Genomic DNA, 22,554 nt, shown 5'->3' on the forward strand with positions numbered 1-22,554 from the left:
TCATCATTCTTGGCACGAAGATTACATTTCTTGCTATATTGCGGCGCCAATGCGGGTGATGCGGGAGATGCGGGCGATGCGGGCGATGCGGGCGATGCGGAACCTGTCGCGCACGGTCGGCCGCGGTCAGTCGCGCACCGCGTCGCGATACGCCTGCGGCCCCAGCCCGGTCTCGCGACGGAACGCCGTGCTGAACGCGCTGGGCGAGCCGAAACCGCAGTCGGCGGCGATGGACGCCACGGAGGCCGACGTGTAGCACAGGTAGAACTTGGCCTGACGGATGCGCATGTCGATCAGATACCGGTGCGGCGTGACGCCCGTCTCCTCCTTGAACAGCTTGGCGAAATGGAACGGGCTCATGCAGGCCGCGGCGGCCAGACGCTCCAGGGTGAGCGGCTCGGCGTAGTGCTCGGCGATCATCATGCGCGCCCTGACCACCGGGGAACGCCGATGCGCGTCGGCGCCCGCGCCCGCGGCACCGGCGGCGAGCTCGGTCAGCAGCGCGTCGAGATGATGCGCCAGATGCGCTTCGCCGATGTCCTGATGCCGTCGCACCGCGTTGTACAGGAAGCTGATCTCGTGCACCGCGGCCGCCGGTTCGCCCGGCGTGACCACCGGGCTGCCGCCGTGCGCCATGACGTAGTCGTAGTACGGGCGCGCGGCCGGGCCGTCGTAGTACACGTAGATGTGCCGACAGCCGGCGGCGCTGGTGAACACGTGCGGCACATGGCAGTCGATCACCGCGAACTGTCCGGCCGTCATCGTCTCGTCGATGCCGCCCACCCGCATGCGGAAGTCGCCCTCGGTGACGTATTCCACGAGGAACATGCCCTCATCCGTGCGATGCAGTCTGAACCCGGGCTCCAGCTCGAGCTTGCCGACGCGGTCGATCGTCAGCGGCAGCAGGCGGGCCTCGCTGGCCGCCAGATACGGGAACGTGCCCAGTTGTTCGTCGCGCCCGTCCGGCTCGTCGACGTTGGGGGCGCCCATGCCGTTCACGTGATCCGTGCCGTTCTTGTGATCCGTGCCGTTCTTGATGTCCGCGCTGGCCGCATGGTCCGCGATGTTCGCGCTGACCGGACCGGCCGCGTCGACTGACCCGGTCATGACGGCCGGCTTGGCCGCGACGTCCGTGCCGATCGAGGCATCCGTGCCGATCGAAACGTCCGTGCCGACCGAGACGTCCGTGCCGTCGCCGATGACCGCACCGCGCGCATCGTTCCGACCGACCGTACTGCTGCCGCCGGTCGCGCTGCTCCTACCGACCATGTTGCTGCCGCCGATCATGCCCGACCTCCCCTCTCGCGGTTCCATCATCGCAGATTTGGCGGAACTGACCATCCTCCGGCAGCCGTCGTGCGCAGATTTGGCGGAAGTGACCCCGGAGCGGCCGAAAAACGCAGCTCCGGGGTCACTTCCGCCAAATCTGCATGCGGCAGCGGATCGCGCGTGGTCAGTTTCGCCAAATCTGCGCGCGGCCTACGCGCAGTCAGCGGGCGGCCAGCGCACAGTCGGTCGCACAATGAGCAAATCCGATGCGCGGCGGCGCGACATGGCGAACGATTCCGAAGGCCGACGACATCGGAACCGGCCTACGCATCCGATCCGCTCATTCCACGTCCGCCCAACCACTCAGCGAGCAAATCCAATGGCAACGAACCCCACAAAATGCACCCGCATCCGACTCGCATTCCACAGCGGAACACTGCAACACAACGACATCGTACACCCGCTTGACAAAGTACCGCGACCTCGGTTATGCTGACGATACGCGGATCGAATTATTCGTAATAATGAACGATTTATTCGCACCACGGCAATGGAGTCGGAGAGTCACATATCGGAAAGGTTCAATGATGAACGCACAGTCAGCCATCAGGAAGGCGGCAGCCATCGTGGCCTGCGCCGCCACGCTCGTCACCATGGGAGCATGCGGCGGATCGTCCGGAGGATCCGCGAATTCGTCGGACAAGCATCTGACGATCTCATGGTGGGGCAACCAGCAGCGCAACGACAACATGGCCAAGGCGAACGCACTGTTCGAACAGGCCAACGAGGGCGTCACCATCGACGGCCAGTTCTTCGACAGCGGCAGCTACTACAAGAAGCTGTCCACGCAGGCCGCGGGCGGCTCCCTGCCCGACATCATCCAGATCGGCGGCGCGGAGCTGAGCCAGTACTACGCCAACGGCCTGCTGGTGGACCTGACCGACTACGTGAAGAACGGCACGCTCGATCTGTCCGACGCGGACGCCAACCTACTCGAGGCGGGACAGTTCGAAGGCAAGCAGATCGGCATCCCGACGGCCGTGGCCACGCCCGCGCTCATCTACGACAAGACCATCACGGACAAGGCCGGCGTCACCATCCCGAACGACATGACGCCCGAACAGTTTGTGGAGATCTCCAGAACCATCTACGAGAAGACCGGCGTGAAGACCAACTTCGCGTACGGCGCCGGCTACGAGATCCTGCAGACCATGATGCGCGGCGACGGCAAGGACCTGTTCAAGGACGGCAAGCTCGGCGTCACCGCCGACGACATGGAGTACTACTTCCGCATCTTCGAGACCGGCATCAAGGAAGGCTGGCACATCGACGCCGCCGCCTTCGCGGAGCTGACGCTCAACACCGTAGAGCAGGACCCGCTGGTCTACGGCACCGACCCCTCGCGCCAGTCCTGGTGCGCCTTCCTGACCAGCTCGCAGATCTCCGCCGCGGACAAGGTGGCGCGCGCGGACCAGAACCTGCAGCTGGCACCGTGGCCGTCGCACGACGTGAGCAAGTCGACCTCGCTCAACTACGCACAGCAGTGGGTGGTGTCCAAGGACTGCAAGAACCCCGAACTGGCCGCCAAGTGGATCAGCTGGTTCACCAACGACCTCGAATCGAACAAGATCCGCCTGACCGACCGAGGCATCCCGATCAGCTCCAAGATCGTCGAGGAGATCACTCCGCTGCTCACCGCCTCCGATCAGAAGTCCGCCGACTACATCCTCAACGTGGTCACGCCGATCTCCGCGCCGCCCATCGCGCTCGACCCCGGCAACGCCAGCCAGCTCAAGGCGCAGACGCTGCCGCAGATCGAGGAGGCGCTGTGCTACGGCACGATCGACGCGAAGCAGGCGGCGCAGCAGTTCTACGACGAGGCGACCACGATCCTCGCGAAATGACGCGCCTCCCGCACAGCGCGGACGCACATTGAGACGCGCGGCCCGTACGACTTCCGCACTTCACCCGTACGGGCCGCCACCATGAATCGCGAAGGGGAGACGGGACAACCGACCGCCTCCCCTTTCGCCGTACGATCGTCGCGACACGACCGCAGCGCAACGGCGCCGGCAACGACACAGGAACGCATCAACACACGAACGCGAGGGAACGCACCATGACGCATCGACTCTCCTTCTCCGCACCGGCCAGGGACTGGACCGAGGCGCTGCCGATCGGCAACGGGTTCATGGGGGCCATGGTATTCGGCGGGACGCGTCGCGAACGGCTGCAGGTCAACGAAGACAGCGTCTGGTCAGGCGGCCCGCGGGACCGTCTCAATCCGGATGCGCACCGGGCCTACGAGCAGGTGCGCGCACTGCTGCGGCAAGGCGATGTGGCCGCGGCCCAGGAGCTTGCCGCCATGGGCATGTTCTCCCCCGTCCCCGATGCCCGGCACTACGAAACGCTGGGCGACGTGTTCGTCAACGTCGTGCCGGCCGGCGGAGACGGAACCGAGAACGTGCATGTCGCGAACTACCGGCGCACGCTCGATCTCGACGCCGCCATGCACCGCGTCACCTTCGACGACGTCGACGGCACGCACGAGCGCCGCTGCTTCGCCTCGTACCCGGACATGACGATGGTCCACGTGATCGACGAACCCTCCCCCGCGAACATCCGCGTCACCGTGGAACGCCGCTCGCACGAGAAGAAGACCAACGTCATCTGGCACTGCGACGGCATCGACAGGCCGGACGATGCCACCGTCCGCCTGTACGGCACCAACGGAAGCCACGACGGCATCACCTACGTGCTGGCCGTGCGCGTCGTGGGGGCGGACGACGGCTGCCGCGTACGTGCCATGGGACGAACCATCGCCGTGGACGGCACCCGCCGCGCCGTGGTGCTCGTCACCGCGCGCACCACGTTCCGCAGCGAGGATCCGATGCGGTGGTGTCTGGACACGCTCGACGCGGCGGAGGCGGCGGGCGTCGAGGAACTGGAACGGCGCCACCGCAAGGACATGGAGGATTTCGCGCGCCGGGACCGCGCCACGCTGAGACTCGGGAGCCCAGATCCCGCGCTCGACGCGATGGACACTCCCGACCGTCTGGCACGGCTGCGGAAGGGCAAATCGGATCCCGGACTCATCGAGCTGCACTGTGCCCTCGCCCGGTACCTGCTCATCGCCAGCTCGAGAGAGGGCTCGCTGCCCGCGAACCTGCAGGGCATCTGGTGCGAGGACTTCGATTCCCCGTGGGGCGCGAAGTACACGATCAACATCAACACCGAGATGAACTACTGGTTCGCCGAGGCGATGGGGTTCGGCGACCTGCACATGCCGCTGCTCGAGCACATCCGACGCATGAGGCCCCACGGCGAGCGCGTGGCGCGTGAAATGTACGGCCTCCGCGGATTCGTCTGCCACCACAACACCGACATCTGGGGCGACTGCGCGCCGGTGGACGCGTACATGCCCGCCACGCTGTGGCCGATGGGCGCGGCATGGCTGTGCCTGCACCTCGTGGACCACTACCGATATTCGCGCGATGCGGCGTTCGCGCGCGACTGCCTGCCCACGGTGGCGAGCGCCGTGCGATTCCTCGTCGACGTCATGGAACGCGACGACGAGGGGCACTGGGCGTTGCCCGTGTCGCTCTCCCCTGAGAACACGTATCGCACGCCGGACGGCGGCAGCGGCAACCTGTGCGCCGGGACGGCGATGGACGTGCAGATCGCGCGCGAACTGTTCCGCGGATATCTGGAACTCGTCGATGCCGTCGGGGCGGACGGCCTCGGCAACGATGACAATGGCAGCACCGACGACACCGGGCTCGCCGCGCTCGTGCGGGACCGGATCGACGCGCTGACGCCCATCCGCATCGGCTCGACCGGCCGACTGCTCGAATGGGACCGCGAATATGCGGAGACCGAGCCCGGACATCGGCACTTCTCCCCGCTGTTCGCCGTCTATCCGGCAGCGCAGATTCGTCCGGACTCCACGCCGAAGCTTGCAGATGCGGCACTCGCCCTGCTGCGGCATCGCATCGAGCACGGATCGGGAGGCGAAGGCTGGAGCCGCGCATGGTCGGCGATGCTGTTCGCGCGTCTGGGACGGGCCGAAGAGGCATGGGAAGGCGTGGTGCGGCTGCTCACGGATTCGGCGTTCGACAACCTGTTCAACGCCGACAAGCTGGGCCGCCCCGGCACGCCGTTCCAGATCGACGGCAACTTCGGCGGTCTCGCTGCGGTGCTGGAGCTGCTGGTGCATGACTACGGCGACGAGGTCGCGCTGCTGCCGGCGTTGCCAGAGGCGCTCGAAGACGGAGCGCTGACCGGACTGAGACTGCGGGCCGGATGCGCGCTCGACATGACGTGGTCTCACGGCGCGCTCGTCTCGTGCGCCGTGACGGGACTCCGCGACGGCGAGGTGACGCTGATCATGCCGGGCGGCGGGCACGTGCCCGTGCGGTTCGGCGCCGGGCGACGGATCGGCGTCGTGTCTTGATCGGCGCGATCGGAACATCCTATACTGCATCAAGCGAATATTTCGAAACTCGATCGACGGGGGCGTCATGACGACATCATCAGCACCTGTCCGCGCCAACGGCAGACGACTCAGGGTCACGGACATCGCCAGACTCGCCGGGACCTCGCAGTCGACGGTGTCCAAGGTGATCAACGGACGCGCCGACGTGGCCGAGGACACGCGCCGCCGCGTGCAGGCCGTGCTGGACGAGGTGGGATTCCGCAAGAAACTCGTCACAACCAAGGTCTCCAACCGGATCGAATTCGTCACGCGCGTCTTCGACGCCAACGGTTCCTTCCCTCTGCTGCAGGGGTTGCTGCACTGGGCGCGCCAGGAGTCGCTGGACGTGGGCATCACCGAGCTCGGGCGCGAAGGCGAGTACGCCGCCGACGCCATCACGCACGTCATCGACGGCAATCCCTACGGCGTGGTGATGCAGCTGTCGTCCGCGTCGGAGAAGGATCGCGGCGCACTGCGGTCTCGCGGCATTCCGGTCGTCGTGATCGATCCGGTCAACGGCAATCCCAGCGGGGATCTCACCGTCAGCATCGACAACTGGACCGGCGGCCTTCTGGCGGCGCGGCATCTGACTGGGCTGGGACACACGCGCATCGGCATCATCGCGGGTCCCGAATCGGCGCTCTCCTCCACCGCGCGAATCGCCGGGTTCGAGCAGGGGCTGCGCGAGGCCGGCGTGACGATGCCTGACGAGCTGCGGCGCAGCGGCGACTTCGACGCGACCGAGGGATACCGCACGGCGAACGAACTGCTGACGCTGAACGATCCGCCGACGGCCATGTTCGCGCTCAACGACCTGATGGCGGTGGGAGTCTACAAGGCCGCCGCCGAACATGGACTGCGCATCCCCGACGATCTTTCGGTGGTGGGATTCGACGACATCTTCCCCGCCGCCTATCTGGGCCCCGGACTGACCACCGTGAATCAGTCGTTCGACGACATGGCACGCAAGGCGATCGACATGATCGTCCGCACGCGCCGCGGCACGCTGACCGACACGTCCGTCGTGCTGCCGGTGCGGCTGACCGTGCGGCAGAGCACTACCGCGCCGCGGGGCTGACCGGCAACGCGCGGTTGAATGCACCAGCAGCGCTCGCCGATGTACGGTCGCAGGGTCATCTCGCAGCCCCCATCATCGCAGATTTGGCGGAACTGACCGTCCTCCGACGGCCGGCGTTCGCAGATTTGGCGGAAGTGACCCCGGAGCGGCGTTTTTCGGCCTCCCCGGGGTCACTTCCGCCAAATCTGCGTTCGACAGCGGATCGCGCATGGTCAGTTTCGCCAAATCTGCGCGGCACGGCCAGCATGCGGCCAACACACCAACCAGCATGCGACCAGCGCACGGCCGATCATGCGGCCGGAGAGTATGCGAAAGGGCCCGCGCCGGGCGTCCGATCGTGAATGCATCAGCGATCGGACGCGCAGCGCGGGCCCTTGCAGTCGACTGGTCGGCCGCGGCGTCACCCCCGCAGCGGCGGCGCTACTCCGCGGTGACGGCCGTCTCGTCGGAGCAGTGCTCCACGGCCACGGTGAGCTTGTTCGAGTCGAAGGCGACGAAGCCGTCCTCGACGTCGAAGCCATGGCGCGAACCGTCGGTCTCGACCACGACGACGCGACCGGAGTTCACGACGACGAGCACGGGCTCATGGTTCGGCAGGATGCCCATGCCGCCCTCGGAGGCCGGCACGGTGACGCTGGTCGCCGTCCCGGACCACACCGGACGGTCCGAGGCGACGATGGTCACCTGCATGGTGGTCTTCTCGGCCGCCATCAGGCACCCAGCTCCTTCTGCATGTCATGCCACTTCTTCTCGAGGTCGTCGATGCCGCCGATGCCGGAGAACGCCTGCTCCGGGACGTCGTCGTACACGCCGTCGCAGATGCGGGTGAAGGCCTCGATGGTCTCGTCGGCCGGCACGTAGGAACCGGGGCGGCCGGTGAACTTTTCCGCCACGTAGAAGTTCTGGCCCAGGAACTGCTCGATGCGGCGGGCGCGGGCGACGGTGGTCTTGTCCTCCTCGCTCAGCTCGTCGATGCCGATCAGGGCGATGATGTCCTGCAGTTCCTTGTTGCGCTGCAGGATGGCCTTGACGCGGTTCGCGCAGTCATAGTGCGCCTGGCCCACGTAGCGCGGATCGAGGATTCGCGAGGTGGAGCTCAGCGGGTCCACGGCCGGGTAGATGCCCTTCGACGCGATGTCGCGGGACAGCTCGGTGGTGGCGTCGAGGTGGGCGAAGGTCGTGGCCGGGGCCGGGTCGGTGTAGTCATCGGCCGGCACGTAGATGGCCTGCAGCGAGGTGATGGAGTGGCCGCGCGTCGAGGTGATGCGCTCCTGCAGGGCGCCCATCTCGTCGGCCAGGTTCGGCTGGTAGCCCACGGCGGAAGGCATGTGGCCCAGCAGCGTGGACACCTCGGAACCGGCCTGCGTGAAGCGGAAGATGTTGTCGATGAACAGCAGCACGTCCTGGTTCTGCACGTCGCGGAAGTACTCGGCCATGGTCAGTGCGGTCAGCGGCACGCGCAGACGGGTGCCCGGCTGCTCGTCCATCTGGCCGAAGACCAGTGCGGTCTTCTCCAGCACGCCGGCCTCGTCCATCTCACCGATCAGGTCGTTGCCCTCACGGGTGCGTTCGCCCACGCCCGCGAACACGGAGACGCCGCCGTGGTTCTGCGCCACGCGCTGGATCATCTCCTGGATCAGCACGGTCTTGCCGACGCCTGCGCCGCCGAACAGACCGATCTTGCCGCCCTGCACGTACGGAGTGAGCAGATCGATGACCTTGATGCCCGTCTCGAACATCTGGGTCTTGGACTCGAGCTGGTCGAAGGACGGGGCGTTGCGGTGGATGGACCAGCGCTCCTTGACCTCGATGTGCTCGTCCGGCTTCTTGTTGAGGATGTGGCCGGTCACGTCGAACACGTGGCCCTTGGTCACGTCGCCCACCGGCACCTTGATCGGCTCGCCGGTGTCCTCCACGAGGGCGCCGCGGACCAGGCCGTCGGTGGACTTCAGGGCCACGGTGCGCACGATGGAGTCCTCGAGGTGCTGCTCGACTTCCAGGGTGATCTCGCGTCCCTGGTTCTCGCCCTCCTCGCCGACGCCGCCGGCGATCCTGACGGTCAGTGCATTGTAGATCTCAGGCAGGTGTCCCACCGGGAATTCGACGTCGACGACCGAGCCCTGGACACGCGTGACGCGGCCCTTCGCCGGCCCTTCGGCCGAAGCGTCGGGCGCGGTGGTCTGAACTTGATCAACCATGTGCGTTCCTACTCTTCCTTCTTGTTCAGCGCCTCGGCGCTGCCGATGATTTCGGTAAGTTCCTGGGTGATCGAGGCCTGGCGCGACGAGTTGAGCTTGCGCGTCAGATCGGCGATCAGATTGCGGGCGTTGTCCGTCGCGGTGTGCATGGCGTTCTGCCTGCATGCCGTCTCCGACGCCGCGGAGGTCAGCAGACACTCGTGGATGCGCGACTGGATGTACTTGGGCAGCACCGCGTCGAGCACCTCCTCGGTGCTGGGTTCGAAGCTGTACAGCGGAGCGGTCTCGTTCTCGGACTGCTGCTCGGTCTCCACGAGCTCCACCGGAAGCATGCGCAGCACGCGCACCTTCTGCACCACCATGTTGACGAATTCGGTGAACACGATGTACAGCTCGCTGACGCCGCCCTGATCGGCCGGCTTCATGTAGGCTTCCAGCAGCGCCTTCGAGATCTTCTCGGCGACCTCCGCGCCCGGCTTGTCGGTGTCCCCCTCCCACGTGTCGGCGATCTGACGGCTGCGGTACTTGTAGTACGTCACGCCGCGACGGCCGTACACGTAGAGCACGGGCTGCTTGCCTTCGCCGTCAAGGCGGGCGAGCAGGCCCTCGGTCTCACGGATGATGGAGGAGGTGTAGGCGCCGGCCATGCCACGGTCCGAGGTCAGGGCGAGCACGGCAACGCGGGGGTTGCCGGGTTCACCCTTGAAGATCGGATGCGTGATGTGCGTGTGCGCCACCAACGCCTGGACGGCATCGGAAATCGCATCGGAGTACGGCTTCGCATCCAGGGCGACCTTGCGCGCCTTGGCGATGTGCGAGGACGCGATCATCTCCTGGGCGTTGAAGATCTTCGCCAGCGATTCGGTGGAGGCGATCCTGCTCTTGAATGCGAGTTGCGAGGCCATGGCTTACTGAGCTCCCTTGGACTTCTTGTCGGGTGCGACGAGCTTCTCCTGCTCGACCTTGGCCCTCGGATCGACCTTGGGCTTCTTGTCGACGAGCGGCTTGCCGGCCACGGACACGTAGGTGCTGCGGTACTCCTCGATCGCCTTGTCCAGCGCCTTCTCGGTCTCGGCCGTGAAGTCGCCGGTCTCGCGGATCGTCTTGAGGACGTCCGTGTTGTGGGCGAGGTAGTCCAGCATGCCGTGCTCGAACGGCAGCACGTCGGCGATCTCCAGATCGTCGAGCTTGCCGTGGGTGCCGGCCCACACCGAGGCCACCTCCTGTTCCATGGAGTAGGGGGAGAACTGCGGCTGCTTGAGGAGCTCCGTCAGACGGGCGCCGCGGGCCAGCTGGGCCTTGGAGGCCGCGTCCAGATCGGACGCGAACATCGCGAAGGACTCGAGCGAGCGGTACTGCGCCAGCGAGATCTTCAGCGTGCCGGAAACCTTCTTGAGCGCCTTGGTCTGCGCCGCGCCGCCCACGCGGGACACGGAGATGCCCACGTCCACGGCCGGGCGCTGGTTGGCGTTGAAGAGGTCGGACTGCAGGAAGATCTGGCCGTCGGTGATGGAGATCACGTTGGTCGGAATGTACGCGGAGACGTCGTTCGCCTTGGTCTCGATGATCGGCAGGCCGGTCATGGAACCGCCGCCCAGATCGTCGGACACCTTCGCGCAGCGTTCGAGCAGACGCGAATGCAGGTAGAAGACGTCGCCCGGGTACGCCTCGCGCCCCGGCGGACGACGCAGCAGCAGCGAGATCGAACGGTAGGCTTCGGCCTGCTTCGACAGATCGTCGAAGACGATGAGCACGTGCTTGCCGTGGTACATCCAGTGCTGGCCGATGGCCGAGCCGGTGTACGGGGCGATGTACTTGAAGCCTGCGGAGTCGGATGCCGGGGAGGCCACGATGGTGGTGTACTCCATGGCGCCGGCGTCCTCGAGGCTCTGACGCACGGAGGCGATGGTGGAGCCCTTCTGGCCGATGGCCACGTAGATGCAGCGCACCTGCTTCTTCGGGTCGCCGGATTCCCAGTTGGCCTTCTGGTTGATGATCGTGTCGATCGCGATGGCGGTCTTGCCGGTCTGGCGGTCGCCGATGATGAGCTGGCGCTGGCCGCGGCCGATCGGGGTCATCGCGTCGATGGCCTTGAGGCCGGTGGACAGCGGCTCGTCGACCGGGTGGCGGTGCATCACGTCGGGGGCCTGCGCCTCCAGGATGCGGCGGCCTTCGGTCTTGATCTCGCCAAGACCGTCGATGGGCTCGCCCAGCGGGTTCACGGTACGCCCGAGGTAGCCATCGCCGACGGGCACGGACAGCACCTCGCCGGTACGACGCACCTCCTGGCCCTCCTCGATGCCTGCGAAGTCGCCGAGGATCACCACGCCGATCTCGCGAGCGTCAAGGTTGAACGCCAGACCGAGTGTGCCGTCCTCGAAGGTGAGCAGCTCGTTGGCCATGCAACCAGGCAGTCCCGTCACGTGCGCAATGCCGTCGCCGGCCGTGGCCACGTAGCCCACTTCCTGGGTGGGGGTGTCCGACGGCTTGTACGACTCGACGAAGTCATCGAGCGCCTTGCGTATCGTGGCGGGATCAATGGTTAGTTCTGCCATGATCACTCCTTATTGTTGAAAACTTCTGTGAGGTGTCCGGCGCGGGCCGCCTGCGCGGCGATCCCGCCGGATCCTTGGGGTCGCGTCGCGGCTCAGCCCACCGAGCGCCTGAGGCGCTGGAGCTGGGCGACGACGGTGTGGTCGGTGACCTCGGAGCCGTATTGGACGCGCATGCCGCCGAGCACGGACGGGTCCACCACGGAGTTGATGTGCACCGGACGGTTGAGCTTGGCGCCGTAGGTGGCGACGAGGCGCTTGATCTGCTCCTTGGTGAGCGGCACGGCGGTGGTGACGGTGACCATCATCTCGCCCATGTGCCTGGACAGCTTGTTGATCAGCCACTGGATGATGGTCAGGAAGCGACGGTTGCGCAGGGAGCTCGTCGCGTGGATGGCCAAGGTCATGGTGATCGGGTCAAGCTGCTGCCCCTTGAGCAGCTCCTTGAGGAACGCCACGCGGTCGGACGTCGCCATGTACGGGTCCGAGAGCTTGGAGCGCACCTGCGGCAGGGCGAGGATCGCGGAGTGCAGCTGCGCGAGCTCGATGGAGACGCGCAAGGTGACGCCGCGCGCGTCGGCGAGGTACATCACGGAGTCGACGCCGAAGTCCTCCACCGCGTTGGCCAGATGGCTCATGCGGCTCCACCGGCGTCCCACCACGTCATGCAGGATCTCGACGGTCAGCGGATGGGCCTGGCCGGACAGCAGGGCGTCGACCAGACGGACCTTGTCCTCGACGGGACGCGCAGGATCGGACAGCGCCCGCTGCACGCGCTTGTTGGCGTCGAGCATGTCGGCGAAGCCGAACAGCTCCTCGTGGATGCGCTCGTTCTCGAGGCCTGCGGCCTTGAGCTTGGGAGCGAAGCTGTCGCGGGACTCGCGGTCCGCGATCAGCGAAGCCTCTCCTTGCATGTCACCTCCTTGGGTGTGCGCCGGTCACTTGCCGGCCGGTTCCTTGTCGAGCTCGTCGATCAGCGAGTCGATCATCGACGTCTGCACGTCGCCGCTTTCGAGCTTGGCGCCCAGGATCTTGCCCGCCAGGGCGGTGGCCAGCACGCCGACCTCGCCCTTCAGGCTCACCAGTGCCTGCTGCTGCTGGGAAGCGATGGAACGCTGGGCGTTCGCGGTGACCTGCGCGGCCTCGGTCTCGGCGCGGGAGCGGGCGTCGGCGATGATGTGCGACGCCTCGGCGCGCGCGTCGTCGCGGATCTTGGCCGCCTCGACGCGGGCGTTGCTCAGCTGCGCCTCGTACTTCGCCTTGGCCTCGTCCGCATCCTTCTGGGCCTGCTCGGCCTTGGCGATGCCGCCTTCGATCTTGGCCGCACGCTCGTCGAAGATGCTCTGGAACTTGGGCAGGAAGAACTTGTAGAAGAAAATGGCCACGATAACGAGGATGACCGCGCTCCAGAAGATGTCGAAGCTCTTCGGAAGGAACAGGTCAATGCCTTCGACTGCCAGAGTCTCCATATCCGCCTCCTTTCGGTTGATTCGTCTTGGCTTGTCGCTTTACGTAGCTTGTGCGCCGCGACGGATCAGCGGAAGACGAAGCCGGAGATGAAGCCCAGGAGGGCCAGGAACTCGACCAGGCCGAAGCCCAGCCACATCAGCGTCTGGATGCGGCCGCCGAGTTCGGGCTGGCGCGCGGTGGCCTCGATGGCCTTGCCGAAGATGATGCCCACGCCGATGCCGGGGCCGATGGCGGCCAGGCCGTAGCCGATGGCACCCAGGTTGAGGTTGCCGGTGACCTCTGCGAGAGTAATGAGATCCATGGTGTTTTCCTTTCTTATGGCTTGGCGGTCAGGAGACCGAAACCAAAAATCCTTGGGGGGACGCGCGGCGCGGTGCGCGGTGCGCGTCCGGGGACGAGGACTACTCCTCGGGGTAGCTCAGGTTGATGTACACGCAGCTCAGGGTGGCGAAGATGAACGCCTGCAGGGCCGCGACGAACGCCTCGAACAGCGTCATGATGAAGCCGAACACGAACGTGACGGCGCCGAAGGCGGCCATGGCGTTGTGCGCCTCGATGAGGAAGTACTGGGTGGCCGCGAAGCACAGGGCCACGATGAGGTGGCCGGCCATCATGTTCGCGAAGAGTCGGATGGCCAGGGACAGCGGGCGGATGAGCACGATGTCGATGAGCTGCATCGGCACCAGCAGCACGTAGACCGGGATCGGCACGCCCTGCGGCAGCAGCTCGTCCTTGAGGAACCTGCCCAGTCCCTTGCCGCGGCACGCGGCGATCCAGTACTGGACGAAGGTCCACAGCGCGAAGCACACCGGCATCATGATGGTGGCGGTGGCCGCGATGTTCATGCCGGGGATGATGCCGCAGATGTTGAAGGCGAAGATCGTCAGGAACAGCGTGGTGATCATCGGCACGTAGCGGCGTCCGCGCTCGGAGCCCATGACCTCGTACACGATGTTGTTGCGCACGAACTCGAGCAGCCACTCCACGGCACCCTGCCAGCGGCCGGGGATGAGCTTCGCGCGCCTGGCGGTGATGCCGAGCACCAGCAGCAGCACGACCGTGGCGATGAGGCGCACCATGATGATGCGGTTGATCGCGAACGGCGTGCCCTGGAACACGAAGGTGTCGGGGAGGAAGTCGTCAATCGTGGGGACCTCGAACTCGGCCAGCGTGGTCATCGCCGCAGCGAGAGTCACCGCACCTGCCATCTCGTACCTCCTACTCTCCTAATTCGAACAGCACTCAATATAGCCCCTCGCGGAGCCCCCGTGTGTGACGGAGACGTTACCGGCCGCAGCCGTCCGACGCGTCGGGGCGACGTGTTGCGTTAGCGCTCACACTACTCCTCCGGCAAGCGCGGCGCGACACGTCCTCGTCATTGCTCGATGATGGTTTACCGACTCGCCGCGGCGTTGTCAACGGACCGAAGCCACGTGATGGACGACGAGGATTCCACTATTCGGACATCGTGGTGACAATGCCGACACCGCACACGCCGGATGTGCGATTTGCGCGGCGCGGACGCCGCCGTGCACGCCGACCGGGGATGCCCGTGACGGCCGCGGATGTGAGCAAGAACACATTCGCATGGCGACGTTCCGGCGCGGACGTCGATGCGGACGGAGCGGCGGCGCACGATCAGCGACGCACGATCAGCGACGCACGATCAGGCCGTAGCCGTCGTCCTCGAGCGGACGGTAGTCGTCCCGGCGCGGGCCGCCCGGCTCGTGGCGGATGGAACGGTCGGTGCCCAGGCGCTTCTCCGCGCGCAGGCGCGGCACCTCGGTCAGGTCGTACGGCGTGGTCTGGTACACCCAGTTCAGCCAGTTGCGCCACAGCAGGTTGGCGTGCGCGCGCCAGGAGAACAGCGGCTCCAGGGAGGGATCGTCGTGCGGGAAGTAGTTCTCCGGGAACGGCACGTTGGTCATCCCCTTCTTCATGTCGCGCTCGTACTCCTCGGCGAGCGTGTACTTGCCGTACTCCCAGTGCCCCAGCGCGAACACCTCGGAGAAGTCGCGCGTGGCGATCAGCCCGGGGCCGGAGCGCGGGCCCCACGTGAGGATCTGCAGATCGGGGTTGGCGCGCACGTCGTCCTCGTTCACGCCGGCCAGACGGGAGTGCGGCTGCAGGTCGATCTCGTCGAAGCCGTTGGTCAGGAAGCAGTACTCGTCCTGCAGGTACTGCGGGAACACGCCGAAGATCTTCCGCGGCAGGTCCACCTTGCGCACGCCGTAGCGGTAGTTGAGCGCGCCCATCGCGCCCCAGCACAGGTACATGGTGGAGAACACGTGCGTGGACGCCCAGTCGAGGATGTGCCGGAACTCGTCCCAGTAGTCCACCTCCTCGAACGGCATGTGCTCCACCGGCGCTCCGGTGACCACGAAGCCGTCGTAGTAGTTGTCGCGGAACGCGTCGAGCGTCTCGTAGAACTTCACCAGATGATCGGCGCTCACGTGCGTGGCCTCGTGCGTGGAGGTCTTCATGAAGTCGATCTCCACCTGCAGCGGCGACTTGGAGATGAGGCGCAGCAGCTGCGTCTCGGTCTCGATCTTCTTGGGCATGAGGTTCAGGATCACCAGCTTCAGCGGGCGCACGCGCTGACGCTCCGCCTCGGGTTTCTCGAGCGCGAAGATGCGTTCCGAGTCGAGGATGTCTCTGGCCGGCAGGCCGCTGGGGATCTTGATAGGCATGGCACCATTATGGCAACGCGCGGGATATGGCGCCCAGGGGAAACCGCCGCGGCGCCATAGACTCCGGTTATGGGGCGTTATCAGGCCGTTGCCGGGCCGCCGACGACGGGCGCGACACGCCGAGGCTTGCATTCGCGCGGAACACCGGTATATTAGTGCGAGCTGTCTGCAAGACATGCCGTCGCGGGGTGGAGCAGCTCGGTAGCTCGCTGGGCTCATAACCCAGAGGTCCATGGTTCAAATCCATGCCCCGCTACCAATTGAAGGCCGGGAATCGCAAGGTTCCCGGCCTTCGTCGTATCCGACGGGCCATCGGCGGCCCGTCCGCGCGTCACCGTGCCACTGCACGTCAGCGGCCACCGTGCGTCAGCGGTAACGACGCCGCGCCGCGAGCACCGTCACGCCGCCGCACGTCAGCGCCACCACGCCGGCGGCCAGCGCGATCGAGGCGTCGCCGCCCAGACCGGTGGTGGCCAGCGGGGCCGCCTCGGTCACGGTCACGCTCTCCTCGGCCACGCGGGCGTCCCCCACGTGCAGCACGTTGCCGTCGCGGTCCCACAGGGTCTCGCGCCAGTAGTAGTCGCCCGGCTCGTCCAGCCGCACCTCGCCGGAATCCACGCGCACCACGCCCGTCTGCAATGGCACCGGATCCAGTCTGGCCACGGACTCGTCCTCGTCCTCGCGCGCCTGAGGGTTGAGACGGAACAGTTCGAAGGAGATCGACGACCCCTCCGGCGCGCCGCCCTCGATGACCGCCGTGTCGTGCACCTGCGCCGGCACGGGTCCGCCCTCGCTGGCCTCGGTGGTGACGCGGGACACCTCGAAGGACTCCTCCTCGATGCGCGCCCCGTCCACGATGACCGGTTCGGCGGAGCCGACGGCCGGATCCGCATTCTCGGCGTCTCCGGCAGCGTCCCCGGCATCCGCATCGGCATCCGCGTCGTCCCCGTCCGCGAAGAGCAGCACCTTCCAGTAGTAGCGCCCGGGTTCGGGCGCCGGCATCGGCGGAGTGGCGAACGTGTTCTCGTCCGACTGCGCGGGCACCGCGATGCGTCCGGTGGAGGCGACCCGTTCGTCGGACCCGAGCGGTCCGCCGTAGCGCCACAGCTGCGCCTCGGCCTCGCCGCCCGCGGGCAGCCGGCCGCGGATCGTCACGCCGTCGCTCACCGATTCGGCGCTGAACCAGCGCGCCTTGGGCACGGCGGTGCTCAGGGACACCACGTCGAAGCTTTCCGCCGGGTCGCGCGCCGGCAGGTAGGCAACGGTATCGCCGGCCTCGTCCACGACGTGCAGGCGGTAGTAATAGGTGCCCTCCGGCCATGCGGCCTCGATCTCCCATTCGGGCGAGGTCACGTCCAGCGTGGGGGCGATGCCGCCGGCGGCCTCGTCGAACGGCAGCTCGGGCAGCGGCTGAAGGTCGCCCTGCCTCACCATGAGGTCGGTCTCCGCGTCGCCCTCGCCCTGCCGCCACAGCTGCCAGACGAAGGAGACGCCGTCCGGGGTCTGCCCGGGGGCGACGGCCACGTCGCCGTCCGTCCGCTCCCAGCCGGTGATGGTGAGCGTGTCGGCGTTGGAGGAGCGCGATGACTCGTACCGGTCGAGCGCCTGCGCCGTCACGGCGTGGCGCACCCGCGTGGCGTAGCGGTGCACGGAGGTGCGCTCGGACGGGTCGCCGTAGCGGCCGCGGGCCAGCTCGTTGCCGTACCGGTCGCGCAGCGCGGCCACCCAGTAGTATTCGCCGGCGTGCCGCGCGCTGAATCCCTCGGCGCGGAACGTCAGTCCGTCGCCGTCGTTCGCGTCGCGCACCTGCGCCTCGGTCAGCTCGTACTCCCGCGTCGCCTCGAGCGTGCCGTTCGCCGGATCGCCGGTGTTGCGGTACAGCGTCACCTCGGCGGTCACCCCGTCCGGCACGCCCACGGTATGCCCGTCCACCTGCCCGGGCGTGATGGTCAGCTCGTCCCAGATGGGCCCATCCACTTCGCCCAGCCCGCGCGCCCTGGTGGACAGCTCGGCCGCGGCCACCACCTCGGTCACCTCGCCGTCGATGCCCAGCGGATGCGAGTCGATCACCTCGCCGTCCTTGTTCCACAGCGTGGCCTTCCACTGCACGTGGCCGTTGACCGACGTGCGCACCTCGGGGCTGAGCACGGTCTGGTTGGCCTTGGAGGCGTCGAGGTCCACGCGCGCCTCGTCCAGCAGCTTCGCCTCGCCGGGCTGCTCGCCGAATCCCACGGGCGCGTAGGCGCTGAAGGTGATGTGGGAGCCCTCCGGCACCCTGCCGGAGACGTCCGCGGCGTCCCGGAACGGCTCGCCCACGCCCACGCGGGCGGGACTCACGGCGGTGGTGATGGACGGCGTCTCGGGCCTGACCTCGGTGACGCGCACGCGCTCCCACTCGTCGTCGTAGGCGCTGGACGTGGCGCCCACGCGGTCGTCGCCCTCGAACACGTAGACGAAGACGTACCAGCCCGGCGCGTCCGCGGTGATGCTCACCGGGTTGCCGTCCGCGTCCGGCACGCCGCCGCCCACCTTGATCTCGCCGTTGACCGCCGGATACGGCCACGATCCGACCAGCCGGTGATGCTCGTCCGCCGCCGGAGGCGTCTCGCCCTCGGGGCGGTACTCGTCGATGCGTTCGGCGTCGTCGCGGTCGCCGGCCCAGTACACGTCCACGCGCGCGGTGGCACGGTCCGGGCCGAATCCGAACGCCTCGTCGCCGGCGAAGGACCCGTGGTCGTCCGGGTAGCCGGACACCGTGATCGTGTCGCTCACGTCGCTGCCCACGAGCGCGGTGTGCTCGGTGACCGTGGAGTCCACCGTCAGCGGCGCCACGGCGTTGTTGGTCTCGGCGTGCTCCAGGAACGGCGTGACCACGTCCGCGCCCAGGAATCCTGCGGCCTCGGGGCTCTGCGCGGCGCGGTCGATCGTCCACACCCACGTGCCGAACCCGGCGCGCGCCCGGTACGGCTCGGTGCCGCCCGGCTCGGTGACGGCCGTCACCTCCACGCGCTGGTCCGGCCCGTCGAAGCGCGCGGAGCCGTAGGCGCGCGGCGTGCGGCCGAGCTGCGCCAGACGCGCCAGGAAGTCGGCCGCACCCTCGCCCTCGTTCGGCGCCACCGGGGCGGCCAGATCGGCGGCCGCGAGCCCGTCGAAGTAGTAACCGGCCGCGTCCAGCACGGCGCCGCCGGCCCACTCCTCGCCGTCGGCCACGCCGGAGAACACCGCGTCATGCACCTCGTCGCCCACGGCCACCGTCTTGGCCGTGACCTCGGTGCGCAGCGCGGGGCGGAACTCCCTGCGCACGTCGAAGCTCACCGACTGGTCGGTGCGCACGCTGGTGCCGCCGAACTGCACGAAGTCCTGCGAACTGACGAGACGGCGGATCACCTGATGCGAGTATTCGGTCTGCACCGCCACCGCGCCGGAGCCGTTCGCCGTCCACGTGAAGGTCTGCTCCTGCTCGCTCGACGTGCCGGACACCTCGGCCGAGCCGGTCGCGTCGAACGTGGCCGGGCCGGTCAGGCGCAGCGTGAACGGCACGCCGGCGATCGCCGCGCCGTCGCCGTTGCGCACCACCGCGGTCACCACGCCGCTGCGCGACCCCTCATGCAGCGTGTACGTGGCCTCCATGGACGCGGGCGCGTTGCGCCCGGCCTCGGCCCAGAGCTCGTCGATCCTCGTCGCCACCTCGGGGCGCAGCCGGAGCAGCGCCTCGCGGCGCCCCTTCCACAGCTCCATGTCCGCCATCTCGAAGTAGTCGTGGATGAGCGCGCCGATGGCGATCTGCGTGGTCACGTCGTAGCTGTCCCGGTACCGGTCCGTCAGCCAGGCGATCCTGCGCGCCTCCGGCGTGTCCGGGATGGGCTCGGCCCGCTCGTACGACGTCTCGTCCATGATGCCGGACTCGATGCAGTAGGCGTTGTTGCCGTCCTTGTCGCGCATCGTGGCGCCGATCGAGTACGTGGCGGTGTCGTAGAAGAAGCGGTCCCACATCTCCGTGGGGTTGATGGTCAGCGGTTCGGCCGCGTACGCCGCCGTGAGGCCCGGGGTCATCGCCAGCAGCGTCAGCGCCGAGGCGACGACCATGGCCAGGACGGCCCGTAATGCTCGTTTCATTGTCGTTCCTTTCGCGAAGCCGACCCGCGCCCTCGCACGGGTGGTACCTCACGACGGTGTCATGTCCGAGCCTTCCGGCGGCGGGTTTCCGGGGCATGTGGTCGAACGTGGGCCCGCGGGGGCCGTTCCGGCGTGTCATCCCGTCGGGCCGTTGTGGACAACCCGATGTGGTCGAACGTGGACGGATGTGAGCGCGCACGGTCGCGCCCCGACGGTGAACGGAGGCTGAACTTGTTACGGAAAAACGTTTGACGCGACGATTGTTTCCACTCCGAAACATCCGTTGTGGCCTAGGATGGGCGGTATGGCTACACAACATCGCGTCGAAGGACGCACCGAACAGAACACCGCCACCACCTCCGCCTCCGCCGAGTCAACGAAGACCAAGGCCAGGGCGTCCGCCGCGGCAGCCAAGACCGCGACCACCGCTTCCGCCGCAAAGGCCGTGAAGACCACCAAGGAGACCGCCGAGAAGAAGACCACGACGAGGAAGACCGCCACGCGCAGGACCTCCACGCGCCGCGCCTCGACCACGGCGAAGACCACGGCGAAGGCCGCCGCCAAGCCGGACGTCATCACCCCCGTGTTCGACGCCTACGGCGAGGCCGCCGCCCCGACCATCCCCGTCACCGACCCGATCCAGTTCGGCCGTGTGGCGGTGATGGACGTCACGCCCAACGAGGAGGCCAACCGCTTCCCCGCGCGCGTGGAGCTGGGCGAGACCTTCCGCGTCACCGCCGAGGTGTTCATCGAGGGCCGCACCAAGGTGGGCGCCACCGCCATCCTGCGCAACCCGCGCGGACGCGAGATGATGCGCCGCGCCATGACGTGCACCAACCCCGGCCTGGACCGCTGGGAGGTGGACCTCAGGGCCGGCGAGCGCTCCGACGTGAACCCGTGGGAGCCCGAATACGCCGCGGTCAGGCGCCAGCTGGGCGACTGGACGCTCGTGGTGCAGGGCTGGGAGGACACGTACCGCTCCTGGCTGCACGACGCCGAGATCAAGGTGAACGTGAACGACGACGTGGACAACGCGCTCCGTGAGGGCGCCGCGCTGCTGCGCCGCTGGGCGGACACCGAGGACGCGCACCTCAGGGCCGCGCAGCGCGGCCTGCTGCTCGACGCCGCCGACGAGATGGACGACGAGTCCTTCTCCCCCGCCGAGCGTCTGGCCGCCGCCAAGAGCGACGAGATCACCGCCCTGCACGCCACCAACCCGCTGCGCGACGGCCTGTCCGAGGGCGCCGCGAAGACGATCCGCGTGCAGCGCCCGAAGTCCAGCTTCGCCGCGTGGTACCAGTTCTTCCCGCGCTCCGAGGGCGCCTACGTGGACAAGGCGACCGGCAAGATCGTGCAGGGCACGTTCAGGACCGCGGTCATCGGTCTGGAGCGCGCCAAGGCCGAGGGCTTCGACATCGTCTACCTGCCGCCGATCTTCCCGATCGGCGTGACCAACCGCAAGGGCAGGAACAACGCGCTCGTGGCCGGCCCGGACGACCCGGGCTCGGTGTTCGGCGTGGGCAGCGCCGAGGGCGGCCACGACACCGTGGATCCGCGTCTGGGCACGATGGAGGACTTCGAGGCGTTCGTCGCCAAGGCGCACGACATGGGCCTGGAGATCGCGCTCGACTTCGCGCTGCAGTGCTCCCCCGACCACCCGTGGGTCAAGGCGCATCCGAACTGGTTCCGCCACAAGCCGGACGGCACGATCGCCTTCGCGGAGAACCCGCCGAAGAAGTACCAGGACATCTACCCGATCGACTTCAACGCCGACATGCCCGGCATCGAGAAGGAGGTGGAGCGCATCCTCGAGCTGTGGATCAAGGCCGGCGTGACGATCTTCCGCGTGGACAACCCGCACACCAAGCCGGTGCGCTTCTGGCAGGACGTCATCGCCGCCGTGACCAAACGCCACCCGGAGATCCTGTTCCTCGCCGAGGCGTTCACGCGCCCGGGCATGATGCGCGCGCTGAGCTACGTGGGCTTCACGCAGTCCCACTGCTACTTCCCGTGGCGCAACACCAAGGAGGAGCTGGCCGAGTACCTGGCCGAGACGAACGGCGACGACGGCTACTACCAGCACAACACGTTCTGGCCGTCCACGCCGGACATCCTCACCGCGTACCTGCGCGACAACGGCATCGCCGGCCACGCGGTGCGCGCCGTGCTCGCCTCGATGGGCTCGCCGAGCTGGGGCATGTACTCCGGCTACGAGCTGATCGAGAACGTGCAGCGCCCCGGGTTCGAGGAGCAGATCGACAACGAGAAGTACGAGATCAAGGTGCGCGACTGGGCCAACGCGGAGAAGTACGGCATCTCCGGGCTGCTCGCCTCGCTCAACCGCGTGCGCCGCGAGCACGCCGGCCTGTTCGGCTACCACAACCTCACGGTGCTGAAGACCGACGATCCGAACATCCTCGCCTTCGCGCGCCACAACCCGGCCGAACTGACCGCCGACGACAAGCCCGAGACGCTGATCGTGGTGGTGAACCTGGACGGGCACAACGCGCACCAGTCGATGGTGCACCTCGAGCTGCCCGACTTCGGCATCGACCCGGCCGCCGGCGCCCACGTGCGCGACGAGCTGACCGGCCGCGAGTTCGACTGGAGCTGGGACAACTACGTCTCGCTGGCCCCGTGGGCCGACGTGGCGCACGTGCTCAGCGTGCGGTACTGACGTCCGCGCGCTATTGTGTGTAAACGGATA

At 67.5% G+C, this 22,554-nt stretch carries 15 protein-coding genes and 1 tRNA gene; 5 read left to right on the forward strand and 11 right to left on the reverse strand.

Annotated features, from left to right (window positions below):
- Window positions 1-126 precede the first annotated feature (126 nt).
- The gene (locus G1C96_RS04620; protein ID WP_169275481.1) at window positions 127-1,287 is read right to left on the reverse strand and encodes an AraC family transcriptional regulator; all 1,161 of its coding nucleotides are present in this window, start codon (window positions 1,285-1,287) and stop codon (window positions 127-129) included.
- A gap of 569 nt (window positions 1,288-1,856) precedes the next feature.
- Here G1C96_RS04620 and G1C96_RS04625 point away from each other — a divergent pair.
- The 3 genes from G1C96_RS04625 (at window position 1,857) to G1C96_RS04635 (ending at window position 6,821) form a co-directional block, all read left to right on the forward strand.
- Window positions 1,857-3,173 (forward strand): ABC transporter substrate-binding protein, encoded by a 1,317-nt coding sequence (locus tag G1C96_RS04625; RefSeq protein ID WP_169275482.1) that lies wholly within the window; start codon window positions 1,857-1,859, stop codon window positions 3,171-3,173.
- 215 nt (window positions 3,174-3,388) lie between these two features.
- Window positions 3,389-5,722 (forward strand): glycoside hydrolase family 95 protein, encoded by a 2,334-nt coding sequence (locus tag G1C96_RS04630; protein WP_169275483.1) that lies wholly within the window; start codon window positions 3,389-3,391, stop codon window positions 5,720-5,722.
- 67 nt (window positions 5,723-5,789) lie between these two features.
- Window positions 5,790-6,821, forward strand: coding sequence for a LacI family DNA-binding transcriptional regulator (locus tag G1C96_RS04635; RefSeq protein WP_169275484.1), 1,032 nt, complete (start codon window positions 5,790-5,792; stop codon window positions 6,819-6,821).
- A gap of 420 nt (window positions 6,822-7,241) precedes the next feature.
- Here G1C96_RS04635 and G1C96_RS04640 read toward each other — a convergent pair whose 3' ends face one another.
- The 9 genes from G1C96_RS04640 to G1C96_RS04680 all read right to left on the reverse strand — a co-directional run bounded on the left by G1C96_RS04640 (window position 7,242) and on the right by G1C96_RS04680 (window position 15,731).
- Entirely contained in the window at window positions 7,242-7,532 is a 291-nt protein-coding gene (locus G1C96_RS04640) for a F0F1 ATP synthase subunit epsilon (protein ID WP_169275485.1), read from the reverse strand.
- Entirely contained in the window at window positions 7,532-9,019 is a 1,488-nt protein-coding gene (gene atpD / locus G1C96_RS04645; protein WP_169275486.1) for a F0F1 ATP synthase subunit beta, read from the reverse strand. Before atpD ends, G1C96_RS04640 begins: the two co-directional genes overlap by 1 nt.
- Before the next feature lie 8 nt (window positions 9,020-9,027).
- Entirely contained in the window at window positions 9,028-9,924 is an 897-nt protein-coding gene (locus G1C96_RS04650) for a F0F1 ATP synthase subunit gamma (RefSeq protein ID WP_169275487.1), read from the reverse strand.
- A gap of 3 nt (window positions 9,925-9,927) precedes the next feature.
- Window positions 9,928-11,574 (reverse strand): F0F1 ATP synthase subunit alpha, encoded by a 1,647-nt coding sequence (atpA, locus tag G1C96_RS04655; protein ID WP_169275488.1) that lies wholly within the window; start codon window positions 11,572-11,574, stop codon window positions 9,928-9,930.
- Window positions 11,575-11,666: 92 nt separating this feature from the next.
- Complete coding sequence (locus G1C96_RS04660; protein WP_169275489.1) at window positions 11,667-12,485, reverse strand: F0F1 ATP synthase subunit delta; 819 nt, start codon at window positions 12,483-12,485, stop codon at window positions 11,667-11,669.
- Between the two features lie 24 nt (window positions 12,486-12,509).
- Window positions 12,510-13,040 carry a F0F1 ATP synthase subunit B gene (locus tag G1C96_RS04665; protein ID WP_169275490.1) on the reverse strand — a complete coding sequence of 177 codons (531 nt, stop codon included), beginning with the start codon at window positions 13,038-13,040 and terminating at the stop codon, window positions 12,510-12,512.
- Window positions 13,041-13,105: 65 nt separating this feature from the next.
- Window positions 13,106-13,342 carry an ATP synthase F0 subunit C gene (atpE, locus tag G1C96_RS04670; RefSeq protein ID WP_169275491.1) on the reverse strand — a complete coding sequence of 79 codons (237 nt, stop codon included), beginning with the start codon at window positions 13,340-13,342 and terminating at the stop codon, window positions 13,106-13,108.
- A gap of 100 nt (window positions 13,343-13,442) precedes the next feature.
- Window positions 13,443-14,249, reverse strand: a complete 807-nt coding sequence (atpB, locus tag G1C96_RS04675; RefSeq protein WP_169275492.1) for a F0F1 ATP synthase subunit A — start codon at window positions 14,247-14,249, stop codon at window positions 13,443-13,445.
- A gap of 444 nt (window positions 14,250-14,693) precedes the next feature.
- On the reverse strand, window positions 14,694-15,731 hold the full coding sequence (locus G1C96_RS04680; RefSeq protein ID WP_169275493.1) for a homoserine O-succinyltransferase: 1,038 nt from the start codon (window positions 15,729-15,731) through the stop codon (window positions 14,694-14,696).
- Between the two features lie 182 nt (window positions 15,732-15,913).
- Here G1C96_RS04680 and G1C96_RS04685 point away from each other — a divergent pair.
- Window positions 15,914-15,990: transfer RNA gene (locus tag G1C96_RS04685), tRNA-Met, on the forward strand.
- A gap of 107 nt (window positions 15,991-16,097) precedes the next feature.
- On the opposite strand, the gene G1C96_RS04690 is transcribed toward G1C96_RS04685, so the two are convergent.
- On the reverse strand, window positions 16,098-19,847 hold the full coding sequence (locus G1C96_RS04690; protein WP_169275494.1) for a hypothetical protein: 3,750 nt from the start codon (window positions 19,845-19,847) through the stop codon (window positions 16,098-16,100).
- Window positions 19,848-20,151: 304 nt separating this feature from the next.
- Here G1C96_RS04690 and G1C96_RS04695 point away from each other — a divergent pair, with 304 nt between their 5' ends.
- On the forward strand, window positions 20,152-22,524 hold the full coding sequence (locus G1C96_RS04695; protein WP_169275495.1) for an alpha-1,4-glucan--maltose-1-phosphate maltosyltransferase: 2,373 nt from the start codon (window positions 20,152-20,154) through the stop codon (window positions 22,522-22,524).
- Window positions 22,525-22,554: the final 30 nt, after the last annotated feature.

The sequence above is a fragment of the Bifidobacterium moraviense genome, from assembly GCF_012932365.1.
Taxonomy (GTDB): domain Bacteria; phylum Actinomycetota; class Actinomycetes; order Actinomycetales; family Bifidobacteriaceae; genus Bifidobacterium; species Bifidobacterium moraviense.